Source organism: Streptomyces sp. NPDC048671 (genome assembly GCF_055587045.1).
Genome location: NZ_JBVJHB010000004.1, coordinates 484190 through 494432 on the forward strand (window position 1 = coordinate 484190; position 10243 = coordinate 494432).

Consider the following 10243-nt stretch of genomic DNA (forward strand, 5'->3'; position numbering starts at 1 on the left):
CTTGGCCGACGACCTCCGCACGCACATTGAGAAACTGCAGAGTCGGCTGCAGGAGGCCGAGACTCGCCTCGGATACCTCGCGACACCCGAAGAACATCGAAGGCAGCCGCGCCAAGCTGAACGCCTCGTCAAACTCGACGTCCTCACCGAGGCCGACACCGGCAACTTCACCAGGAAGCGGTAACCACGCGAAACCCCAAGATCAGCAACCTTCGCCTACGCCGTCGAACCGGCCTACGTGCACGGCATTCCATAGTTGGAAGAGGGGACCGGTCGGCCCTGTGCGGAGGGCCACCGCAAGGGCCATGCTGGCAGCACCCGGCCGCGCCTGTCGCCCGGTGCCCGACGACACACCCTTGCGAGGAAAGACCCATGAACGCGGTAAGTCCTCCGGAAGACCCCATTTCCTCGTCGAGCGAGGTATCCCAACCGATCCAGGTGTTCCTCCTGGACGACCACGAAGTGGTCCGGCGCGGGGTGCGCGACCTGCTGCAGGCAGAGGAGAACATCGCGGTCGTGGGCGAGGCCGGAACCTGCGCACAGGCATTGGTCCGAATCCCCGCGCTCCGCCCCCAGGTCGCTGTCCTGGACATGCGGCTCCCGGACGGGAACGGAGTCACTCTGTGCCGAGAGCTGCGCTCACGGATGCCGGAGCTGGCCTGCCTGATCCTTACCTCCTTCGACGACGATGATGCTCTGCTCGACTCGATCATGGCCGGGGCCGCAGGCTACGTGCTCAAGCAGATCAAGGGATCCGACCTGGTCACCGCCGTCCGCACAGTCGCCTCCGGCCAGTCGATGCTCGACCCTGCGACCACAGGACGTCTGATGGCGAGTCTGCGACGTCCGCAGGCGCCGGCCCCGCAGGCCGATCCGGTGCTGGCCCAACTGACCGAACGCGAACTGGCTATTCTCACCCTCATCGGAGACGGCCTGACCAATCGCCAGATCGGTCAGACCCTCTTCCTCGCCGAAAAGACCATCAAGAACCACATATCGCGCATCCTGGCCAAACTGGGCGTCGAGCGCCGCATTCAGGCCGCGATGCTGGTGGGCAAGGACCGCGACCAGAGCCTCCGATAGCACCTGCCCCGGAGCACTGCTGTCCGCCCTCCGGCCGGCCCGATGCGCCTCAGGACGGACACGGTCGCAGTGCCCCCGTGCAGCAACGCGACGTCAGGCGCGCCTGATCGGCACCTGCCACTCCAGTCGGGTCCCGCGCGGGATCCGCGGAGCGACGACGAATGTTCCCCCGCACCGCCGGGCCCGCTCGTCAAGGTTGGCCAATCCGCTCCGAACCGCGCCGTCCGCGATACCGACTCCGTCGTCGACCACGGTGAGCGTGAGATCCGTGCGTGTCGCTGCGACCACGACCTCGACGGCCCGCGCCTCGGCGTGGCGGGTCACATTACTCAACGCCTCGCCCAGCACCGCCAGAAGACTGTCGCTGAAGTCGCTGGGGACCTCGGTGTCGAGCAGGCCCTCCATCCGCAGAGCGGGCGTGCAGCCCAGCGTGGCGACCGCCCGCTCCACGGTGTCCACCACGCGAGCCCGCAGGCCCTGGCCGCCGGGCCCGACGTCGCGGGCCCGCAGACCGAAGATGGTCGACCGGATTATCTTCACGGTGGCATCCAGATCGTCCACGGCGCGGTGGACCCGCTCCAGTGCCTCCGGGTGCTCTATGAAACGCTCGGCACTCTGCAACGTCATGCCGGTCGCGAAGAGCCGCTGGATCGCCAGGTCGTGCAGGTCTCGGGCGATCCGGTCGCGGTCCTCCAGCAGGGTAATCTGCTCGACATCACGACGCCGCTCGGCCAGTTCCAGGGCCAGCGCAGCCTGACCGGCAAAACCCAGCAACGGACCCGCGTCCTCCGCGGTGAACTCGGCGCCCCCCTCGGTGCGGGCCAGCATCAGCACCCCGCGCACCCCGCCCTTGGCCGTCCCCATGCGCACTGCGACAGCGGGCCCGAGCCCCTGCCAGCGCGCCGAACCGGCCGTGATCCTCGCGTCCTTGTTGACGGCAGCACTAATGATCGGCTCCTCTGAGTGCAGAGCCGCCCCGACGAAAGACCCTTCCGCCGGCAGAACCAAGCCCCGGTGGGCCGCGGCCCCCTCGCCCACAGCCATCTCGACGATGAGTTGACCCGGGCCGAAGGCCAGAGCGATCACGGCCAGGTCCGCTTCGGCGATGGTCCGTGACCGTTCGGCCAGCAACTGCAGCACATCAGCACGCCCGGACCCGGTAAGCAGACTGTTCGTGACCTCGGCGCTGGCAGTGAGCCAGCGCTCGCGCTGCCGTGCCTGGCTGTAGAGCGAAGCGTTGTCAATCGCCACACCGGCCGCCGCAGCCAGAGTCTTCAGCACCGCCTCGTCCTCGGCAGCGAACTGGCCGCCGCCGCGCTTCTCGGCCAGATAGATGTTGCCGAACACCTCACCGCGAACCCAGATCGGCACACCGAGGAACGTGTCCATCGGCGGGTGGTTGGGTGGGAAGCCGTAGGAGGCCGGATGCGTGGACAGCTCCCTCAGCCTTAGCGGCTCCGGGTTGCGGATCAGTTCCCCGAGCAGGCCGTGCCCCTCCGGAAGCGCACCGATCGCCGCCACCTGCGCGTCGTCGAAGCCGACGGTGATGAACTGGGACAGCCGCTGGCCGACACCGATCACCCCCAACGCCCCGTACTGGGCGTCCACCAGTGCCACCGCGGACTCCACGATGTGCCGTAGTACCTGGTCCAGCTCCAGTTCCCTTCCCACCGCCAGGACCGCTCCCAGCAGGCTGTCCACCCGGTCCCTCGCGTCACGGGTCAGGTCCAGCCGCGCCTGCAGTTCGCGAAGCGACGGGTCCAGTTGATATTTGCCCTGGTCGTCCTCTGTCTCGCCGATCATGTGGATCTCCCTGGGGGCGCTGCCCGACCGTGGCCGCTGACGCGGCGATCCACGCCACGTTACGTGCACTCCGTCGGGGGCCCGGCCCCTGCTCCGCCCAGTTCTGTCCGCCTCACCGCAAACGGACAGGTCTACGGGCAACGCACACCGGGCTGGTACTCACTTCCCCGGTCACGGCGGTGAGCCGGCCTCGCGCCCGGTCCCACACCCAGTGGGCCGGTGGTCCCGTGTCTTCGGGCCGGACGGCCGTGTGCGCCGACCCGGGGATCCGGTCGGCGCACACGGGGTGAGCGATGCCTCGTTCAGCTGATGGTTCAGCGGAGCCATCGGTAACGCTTGACGATCGGCAACCGTGCCCAGATCTGACCGAATCCCCAGGTGGTCCCGGCGGAAGCAGCAGCGAGGGCGATCATGGCGGCGGCGTACACGACGTGGTAGTCGACGATCGGATTGCTCGACATACTCGGCGATCCGTCGGACAGATGCCTGGCCAGCGGCCATTCGGCCACCCACATGAACGCCATCATGACCGTGCCGGCTACGGCGGCGGCCCTCAGGGCGATCCCGCTGGCCAGGGCCAGGCCGATGGCGAGCAGTCCGAGCATGAACGACCAGTCCACCCAGCCGGCTCCTGCCCAGGAGTGGAAAGTGCTCTCCATCGGTCCTGCGGCTACACCACTGAGGAAGCCCTTGGTGGGCGAGCCACCGTCGACCCAGCCCTTGCCCGACGGAGTCGCGTATCCCCAGCCGAACGCCTTGTCGAGGAAAGCCCACAGGAAGACGACCCCGATCAGCAGCCGCACGCCGGCGAACACCTGCGCACGGGTGCTGGACGCGCCCGCCGCGATCTCTCCGGGGTCAGCGGGCGAAGCGGTCCGGTGCCAAGTGGGAAACCTTCGGTGTGTGCGCTCGTTGACTGCCATGGTGTGCACGTCCCTTCGGGACTCCGGTGGGCAATGCGCGGTGCGCAATCCCGTGTGTGGTGCTGCTACTCCGTATCCTGCCGAGCTCGGTTCCGTGACCGCAGAGGCTCACAGGCCCCATCCAGCAGCCGAACGGCCCTATTCCAAGAGGCTCTTGCGGCAGGCCGTCACTGCTCGGCGAGGTGGTGGCCCTGGTGCTCCGACCGCCGGACGGCTGGCGCCTCGCGGCACTGCCGTTCACCGTCCTTCGATGGCGGGGATCCGAACGGCCCGTCAGGAGCGCCCGTGGGGCACGACGGCGACGGGAGCGTGGGCGTGGTGCAGCACTTGCTGGGTGACGCGGCCTATCGGCGGTGCGAAACGATTGCGGTCGCGGTCGGCTCCGAGCACCACCAGGCCGGCCCCGGCTGAGAGGCGGACCAGTGTCGTGGCCGCCTCGCTCATCCCGACCTCCGTGAACACCTTCACATCCGGGTACTCCTCGCGGGGTGCGGCAATGACCTCCAGCAAGCCCCGGCTCTCCTCCTCGTTGCACACATCCGAGCCGTCCAACGGCACCGCCACGTAAGGGCTGTAACTCGCCGGGTATGTCCAGGTGCGAACTGCCAGCAGCGAGACTCCGCGCCGGGCCGCCTCGGCGAACGCGAACGCCACCGGCCCGGCCGTCTCGCACGGAGCCGCTCCCAGGACGACCGCACCGGGATCGCACCTCGTCGACGTATCGCTCGGCTCAGCCCGATCAGCCACCGGATCAGCCGCCTCGGAGGGGCCACGGAAGACGACGACGGGGCAGGGCGCATGGGCAACCAGGCTCTGGCTGACCGAACCGATCAGTACGGACCTGAAGCGGCCCAGCCCCCGGGAGCCAACCACCAGCAGCTCGGCGTCGTGCGCCAGCCGGATCAGCCCCGGCACCGCCTCCTCGGGCAACACCTCGAAGTCCACCCGCAATCCGCTGTGCCGCGCCTGGGCGCGGCCGCCGGCCCGAGCCAGAATCTCCTCCGCCGCCTGGAGCAGGCTCTTCGCGGCCCCGACCCCGCCGGTGCCCGGCGCACGGTGCGGGGCCATTGTCCAGGCGTGGGCGATACGCAATGGCACACCACGCAGGACGGCCTCGTCGGCGGCCCAGTCGAGAGCTGCCTGGGCGTGGGCCGAGGCATCCACACCGACCACCACACTTCGTACGCTGGAACCGCTCATGGTTCGCTCCTCAGATATGCCGGGGCCCCTGCGAACCTGTGCCGCGCGGGCCCGTGAACAGCCCCCTGATCCGCTGTCCGGATGTTGGAGGCTCACCCCAGCATCCGGCCCACCCGTCGCCCAGGTCAGGGGTCAACCGGCCCCGGTCTGGGGACCATCGGCAAACACCCCGTAGCTCTCGCCCCGCACGTCCCGCTGGTCCTCGCCTCTTCGGCCCTGCCGCGTCGGGTCCTGACGTTTCGGAGCGGGAATCCAAGTACGGAGCAGGCGACCCTCAATCCCGGTCGGCCACATCTGGCGCGGCTCGGCCTCCCACGGACGGCCCGCATCCCGTCGCTGCCGTAAGAACTGAGTGAGAGCCCCCGCCGGTCAGGGCGCGGGGCAGGTGTCGCAGCGACTGCACAGGGAAGCCCAATTCGCCTGAAACGCCATCAGGTAAGTCGGCGATCGGTCAGCATCCGTCTTGGCGGACCTTGCCGAACAAGGTCACACGCTGCCGTACCGCCGTCCCGGGAATCCCGAACCTGTCGCGCTCCTGGCGCACCTCGGCGGAGGCAGCCGCCCATCCCGGAATCGCCCAGGACGAGGACGACCCAGTACCGACATACGCACACGTCAGCGCACTCGCCCCCGGGGCTTCAAGGGCACAGGGGGCAACGTGGGCGCGGGAAGCGGTGCACCGTCATAGCCGCGTACGGTGCCGAACCGATCACCGTTCATCCAGTCCTCGCGGGCCTGCGTGATGTCGTCCTGGGTTCTGGCCACGAAGTTCCACCACATGATGATCTCCTCCTCGAAGGGCTCACCCCCCACGAGCATCAGACCGGCGTCGGATTCCGCGCGCAGCGGGAGCTCCGTGCGGCCGCAGCCGAGGTAGAGCATCGAGCCGGGCAGGACGGGTACGCCGTCGACCTCGGCCTCGCCGGACATCGACAGCACCGCGTACTCGAAGTCGGGGTCGAGCGGGAGACGCGCCTCGGCGCCGCGGCTCAGAGCCAGGTCCGCGCCGACGATCGGGGTGTACGCGGTGCCGGGCGAGGTCGCGCCGTCGAGGTCGCCGAGGATCACGGTGGCGGTGAGGCCCGGGGCGGTGACCGTCGGCAGGTCGGAGTGGTGCTGGAAGTGCGGCTCGACGTCGCGGTGGGCGTCCGGTAGCGCGACCCAGAGCTGAGCGCCGTGCAACAGCGCGGCGTGGGATGCGGGGCTCTCCTCGGAGTGGCTGATCGCCCGTCCCGAGGTCATCAGGCCGAGTTCGTACGGGCGGACCGTGGCCAGGCTGCCGAGGCTGTCGCGGTGCAGGACCTCTCCCTCGTGCAGCCAGCTGACCGTCTGCAGGCCCATGTGGGGGTGGGGCGGCACCTGCATACCGGGCTCATCGGTGATGTCGTCGGGGCCGTAATGATCGACGAAGGCCCATGCCCCGACCATGCGGCGGCCCAGATTGGGCAGCAGTCTGCGCACTTCGGTGGACTCCCCGAGCTTCACGCGGCGCGGGGTGAGGAGTTCACGTACCGGTTCGGCGACGACGAAGCCGCGCCCTCCACAGACGGAGGGTGTGGCCTGGCGATCGAGATTGCTCATGGCGCTCAACCTATTCCCGCGCGGGTCCGGCCGGGCGTCACCCACGCCGAGTATTTAGTGGAATGTTAAACCATCTCGGGGTGTTGTGGCGATTGGACGCGTACGGGACCGGCCCGGCGGCGAGCCTCGACCGAGGAGGACGAATGAGCGACACCTACTACGAGTTCGGTACCGCCGCCGAGCGGTGGGAGCGCGCGCGGTTCTTCTTCGAGTCGAAGGAGTACATGGTCGCGGCCCGGATTCTGGGCGGGCTCGTCGAGGAGGCGCCGGAACTGGTCGCGCCGCGGTTGCTGCTGGCCAGGGCCTACTACCACTCGGCACGGCTCGGCCTGGCCGAGACGGAGCTGCGCGCGGTGCTGGAGCTCGATCCCGTGGAGTACTACGCACGGCTGATGCTCGGCCGCACGCTGGAGCGGCAGGGGCACCGGACGGAGGCGGCCACGCACCTGCGGGTGGCGGCCGCGCTGTCCGGGGACTTCACCCCGGCCGGCGGCGAGTAGCCGCAGGTCGCCGGGAACACCGGAGGCCGGCGGACCATACGGTACGGGCGGGCCGCGACCGGAGGATATCCGGGTGCGGCCCGCCCGTACCGCGTGATAGTCCAATGAACCATGACTGCCCTCAGCACCCCGCGCCTCCTGCTCCGTCCGATGAGTACCTCCGACGCCGAGCACGTGGCGGCGGGCCGGCCGCCGGACGGCGTCCGCTGGGCGGCCGGGTATCCCTCCGCCGGCGAGCGGGCGGCGGCCACGCGCTTGCTCAACACCTGTGCGGACACCGGGGATCCGAGCCCGTTCGGCTCGTACGAGATACGGCTCGGCGAGGACGGCCAGGTGATCGGAGGGATGGGGTTCCACGGAGTGCCCGACGAGGACGGGCACGTCTCGATCGGTTATGGACTCGTACCGTCGGTCCGGGGCATGGGGTACGCCTCCGAGGCGCTCCGCGCGCTGCTGGGGTTCGCCCGTGCCCGGGGCGTCGCCTGCGTGCACGGGGACACCGACCTCGACAACATCGCGTCCCAGCGCGTCATGGCCGCCGCGGGCATGCGTTTCGTGGAGCAGGACTCGCGACTGAAGCACTACCGGGTGGACTGGGACGGGCCCGCCCAGGAGTGAGCTGGGGCCGGATACGGCGGAACCCGCAGGGTGAATCCCTGCGGGTTCCGCCGTACTCCGGCCGGGGCCACGTGTCCGTCGTCCGTGTGTCCGTCGTGTACGTGTCCGTCGTGTACGCGTCCGTCGTGTACGCGTCGGTCAGCCTGCGGCTGTGGCGGCTTGTTTCGCCGTTCCGCTCCCGGCCGCGGCCGCCTCGGTCCTCGGTACGAGCAGCCGTTCGGTGAGGTAGCCGAAGACCAGCCCGAAGGCGGTCCAGAGCGTGAACTGAACCGCGAGCGTGGCCAGCCGGAACTGCCACAGCAGGGTGGCCGGGAAGTCCTTTCCCACCTCGTTGAACGAGGGCAGGAAGGCGTACGCGAGGCCGATCAGCAGCACATAGCCGGCCGCTGCGGCGATCGTCGCGTTCCAGGCGCCCAGGCGGGGAGCCAGCCGCTTGCCGAGGATGACGGCGGCGACGGCCAGCAGCACGCTGAGGGCGACCATCAGGAAGAACAGCGCGGTGCGTCTGCCGATGGTGTCGGGGTCGCCGACCGCCGGCGGATTGGCCGGGTACTTCAGGAACGGCACGACGTACACGGTCAGCAGGGCCGCTCCCGCGATCAGCGCCGCTGTGGCCCGCGGGCCGAACCGGCCCATCCGGCCGAGCGCGTAGCAGAAGACGAGTGCGGCGATGCCGCCGATGGCCACCCCGAAGACGAGTACGCCGGTGGCGAGGCCCGCGGTGGACTGCACGGTGCGGCTGACGAGTTCCTCGCCGCCGTGCTCGTGGCTGTGCGCCTCCTCAAGGGCGATGGCCGCGTCCACGCGGGACTCACCGAGGCAGTAGGCGACGATCATCGCGAGCGCGCCCGCGATGAGGCCCGCGAGCATGCCGCGGACCAGGATAGATCTGACAGATATGGAGTTCATGAGGGATTCCCCTGGATCAGCCCGGTGGGTCAGTGGCAGGGGAAACCGAGCAGGTGACGGCCGTCGTGGACCCACTCGTGCACGCCCGCACCCGAGATGACGGAGGTGGCGCCCTGCTCGGCGCCGACGAAGTACAGCAGGATCAGCATGACGATGCCGAAGAAGACCGCCCACGGGGCGATGGCCTTCAGTGAAATGGGGGTGATGGCGGGTGCGCCGGTGGCGGGGGCAGCAGTCTGTGCCATGGCAGAACCTCCTGTGGGAACACGCGTCCCGATCGTGGTGCCTGAGACGAAGGTGCTGGGTCTGACTTCCCGCACAGGTACGGGTTCACAGTGGCGCGACCGTGCCGGACTCTCACCGGACTTCCGTCACACCCTCGTCATGTCGTCGCGACCATACCGCCTGGACGTGGGCGCCGCCATGGTGTCATCCGGGGCACCCGAGGGCCCGGATGCCATGGTGTGCTTGGCCAAGTGGCCACAGTTCAGGCAGTTCAGGCAGTTCAGGCAGTTCAGAGGAGTTGAGAGCGGTAATGACGGTACGGGTGATGTTGATCTCACCGGCGATGAACGCCGCGCTGCGCGAGGCCCGGTTCGCCGGTGACGCACCGCTTGACGGCTCGGGGCTCCGGCAGGCCGGGGCAGCCGCGGACGCGGTGCCGGCGACGGACCGGTGCCTGCGGGGTCCGTCCCTGCGCTGCGCCGCCACGGCGGACGCGCTCGGGCTCCGGGCCGGGGTCGAACACGCCCTCCGGGACTGGGAGATGGGCCGCTGGTCCGGCGCCCGGCTCGCCGAGGTGAGCGCGGACGAGCCGGAAGGGGTGGCGGCCTGGCTGGCGGATCCGTCAGCCGCTCCGCACGGGGGTGAGTCGCTGCTGGAGCTGTGCGCCCGAGTGGGCGCGTGGCTCGACGCGCTCGACTCCCCCGACGGGAGCGACGCCGGCCGGGTACTGGGGGTGGCCGAGCCTGCCGTGATCCGCGCCGCGGCCGTCCGCGCACTGGATCTCCCGCCGCAGGCCTTCTGGCGCCTCGACGTGGCCCCGCTGACGGTCACGGAACTCAGCGGCAGGTCGGGGCGGTGGAACCTGCGCTGCGGCCGGCCGCTCGCACCGGAGCCGGCGGGCTGACGAACGTACCGAAGGAGCGGTGGATTCGGTGCGTGCAAGAACTGTGGTCTGTACGGAGCCTTGACACGCTCTTGGTTCACTTCTTAAATCACGTAGTGAACTAAGGCCCCAACTCCCCCACGTGGCCGCCATGCCCCCACTTGTCATATGCATGGCTAGTCACTTTTCCTCCGTCCTGTACGGAAAGGAAATTCCATGAGTTCCCCCCACCTGACCAGGCGCCTCCTGGTCTCCGCGCTTTCGGTGCTCGCCCTCGTCTCGGCCACCTCCGGCTTCGCCTCCGGCGCCCCCGCGCCGGCTGTCTCGGCGCAGGGATCGGGCACGGCCCAGTCGTCCGCCGCCGCCGCGTCCTTCACCGACGACTTCGACGGTGCCGCCGGTTCTGCCGTGGACGGCAGCAAGTGGCAGATCGAGACCGGTGACAACGTCGACAACCACGAGCGGCAGTACTACACGGCGGGCAACAGCAACGCAGCGCTGGACGGCCAGGGTCATCT

General features: G+C 69.5%; 11 protein-coding genes and 1 pseudogene. 6 read left to right on the plus strand and 6 right to left on the minus strand.

Going from position 1 to position 10243, the window contains the following annotated elements:
• Position 1: 1 nt before the first annotated feature.
• The gene (locus ACZ6S6_RS11030) at positions 2-184 is read left to right on the plus strand and encodes a hypothetical protein (RefSeq protein ID WP_469704961.1); all 183 of its coding nucleotides are present in this window, start codon (positions 2-4) and stop codon (positions 182-184) included.
• Between the two features lie 188 nt (positions 185-372).
• A complete protein-coding gene (locus ACZ6S6_RS11035; protein WP_469704963.1) occupies positions 373-1083 on the plus strand; it encodes a response regulator in 711 nt (236 codons plus the stop codon).
• A 93-nt stretch (positions 1084-1176) separates the two neighbouring features.
• Here the strand turns inward: ACZ6S6_RS11035 and ACZ6S6_RS11040 are convergent, their stop codons facing one another.
• From ACZ6S6_RS11040 to ACZ6S6_RS11055, 4 genes are all read right to left on the minus strand, one after another.
• Complete coding sequence (locus ACZ6S6_RS11040; RefSeq protein ID WP_469704965.1) at positions 1177-2886, minus strand: sensor histidine kinase; 1710 nt, start codon at positions 2884-2886, stop codon at positions 1177-1179.
• A gap of 314 nt (positions 2887-3200) precedes the next feature.
• Complete coding sequence (locus ACZ6S6_RS11045; protein WP_469704967.1) at positions 3201-3809, minus strand: hypothetical protein; 609 nt, start codon at positions 3807-3809, stop codon at positions 3201-3203.
• A 273-nt stretch (positions 3810-4082) separates the two neighbouring features.
• Positions 4083-5009 carry a universal stress protein gene (locus ACZ6S6_RS11050; protein WP_469704969.1) on the minus strand — a complete coding sequence of 309 codons (927 nt, stop codon included), beginning with the start codon at positions 5007-5009 and terminating at the stop codon, positions 4083-4085.
• Positions 5010-5624: 615 nt separating this feature from the next.
• The gene (locus ACZ6S6_RS11055; protein WP_362964249.1) at positions 5625-6590 is read right to left on the minus strand and encodes a pirin family protein; all 966 of its coding nucleotides are present in this window, start codon (positions 6588-6590) and stop codon (positions 5625-5627) included.
• Positions 6591-6733: 143 nt separating this feature from the next.
• Between ACZ6S6_RS11055 and ACZ6S6_RS11060 the strand changes: the two genes are divergently transcribed.
• Together ACZ6S6_RS11060 and ACZ6S6_RS11065 are read left to right on the plus strand one after the other, a co-directional pair.
• Positions 6734-7090, plus strand: a complete 357-nt coding sequence (locus ACZ6S6_RS11060; protein WP_362964247.1) for a tetratricopeptide repeat protein — start codon at positions 6734-6736, stop codon at positions 7088-7090.
• Between the two features lie 111 nt (positions 7091-7201).
• Positions 7202-7708: a GNAT family N-acetyltransferase gene (locus ACZ6S6_RS11065; protein WP_469704972.1), complete on the plus strand. Its 507-nt coding sequence runs from the start codon at positions 7202-7204 to the stop codon at positions 7706-7708.
• Between the two features lie 138 nt (positions 7709-7846).
• On the opposite strand, the gene ACZ6S6_RS11070 is transcribed toward ACZ6S6_RS11065, so the two are convergent.
• Both ACZ6S6_RS11070 and ACZ6S6_RS11075 read right to left on the minus strand, forming a co-directional pair.
• Positions 7847-8617 carry a CbtA family protein gene (locus ACZ6S6_RS11070; protein ID WP_362964243.1) on the minus strand — a complete coding sequence of 257 codons (771 nt, stop codon included), beginning with the start codon at positions 8615-8617 and terminating at the stop codon, positions 7847-7849.
• 29 nt (positions 8618-8646) lie between these two features.
• Positions 8647-8862: a CbtB domain-containing protein gene (locus tag ACZ6S6_RS11075; protein WP_362964241.1), complete on the minus strand. Its 216-nt coding sequence runs from the start codon at positions 8860-8862 to the stop codon at positions 8647-8649.
• A 290-nt stretch (positions 8863-9152) separates the two neighbouring features.
• Here ACZ6S6_RS11075 and ACZ6S6_RS11080 point away from each other — a divergent pair, with 290 nt between their 5' ends.
• Both ACZ6S6_RS11080 and ACZ6S6_RS11085 read left to right on the plus strand, forming a co-directional pair.
• The gene (locus tag ACZ6S6_RS11080) at positions 9153-9746 is read left to right on the plus strand and encodes a histidine phosphatase family protein (RefSeq protein ID WP_469704975.1); all 594 of its coding nucleotides are present in this window, start codon (positions 9153-9155) and stop codon (positions 9744-9746) included.
• A gap of 195 nt (positions 9747-9941) precedes the next feature.
• Positions 9942-10243, plus strand: a pseudogene (locus ACZ6S6_RS11085) (glycoside hydrolase family 16 protein); the annotation flags it as partial.

Bases quoted from the DNA above. Each gene is read 5' to 3' on its own strand.
- ACZ6S6_RS11045 (WP_469704967.1), bottom strand. From the start codon at position 3,809: ATGGCAGTCAACGAGCGCACACACCGAAGGTTTCCCACTTGGCACCGG.
- ACZ6S6_RS11065 (WP_469704972.1), top strand. From the start codon at position 7,202: ATGACTGCCCTCAGCACCCCGCGCCTCCTGCTCCGTCCGATGAGTACC.
- ACZ6S6_RS11055 (WP_362964249.1), bottom strand. From the start codon at position 6,590: ATGAGCAATCTCGATCGCCAGGCCACACCCTCCGTCTGTGGAGGGCGC.
- ACZ6S6_RS11060 (WP_362964247.1), top strand. From the start codon at position 6,734: ATGAGCGACACCTACTACGAGTTCGGTACCGCCGCCGAGCGGTGGGAG.
- ACZ6S6_RS11080 (WP_469704975.1), top strand. From the start codon at position 9,153: ATGACGGTACGGGTGATGTTGATCTCACCGGCGATGAACGCCGCGCTG.
- ACZ6S6_RS11075 (WP_362964241.1), bottom strand. From the start codon at position 8,862: ATGGCACAGACTGCTGCCCCCGCCACCGGCGCACCCGCCATCACCCCC.
- ACZ6S6_RS11035 (WP_469704963.1), top strand. From the start codon at position 373: ATGAACGCGGTAAGTCCTCCGGAAGACCCCATTTCCTCGTCGAGCGAG.
- ACZ6S6_RS11070 (WP_362964243.1), bottom strand. From the start codon at position 8,617: ATGAACTCCATATCTGTCAGATCTATCCTGGTCCGCGGCATGCTCGCG.
- ACZ6S6_RS11040 (WP_469704965.1), bottom strand. From the start codon at position 2,886: ATGATCGGCGAGACAGAGGACGACCAGGGCAAATATCAACTGGACCCG.
- ACZ6S6_RS11050 (WP_469704969.1), bottom strand. From the start codon at position 5,009: ATGAGCGGTTCCAGCGTACGAAGTGTGGTGGTCGGTGTGGATGCCTCG.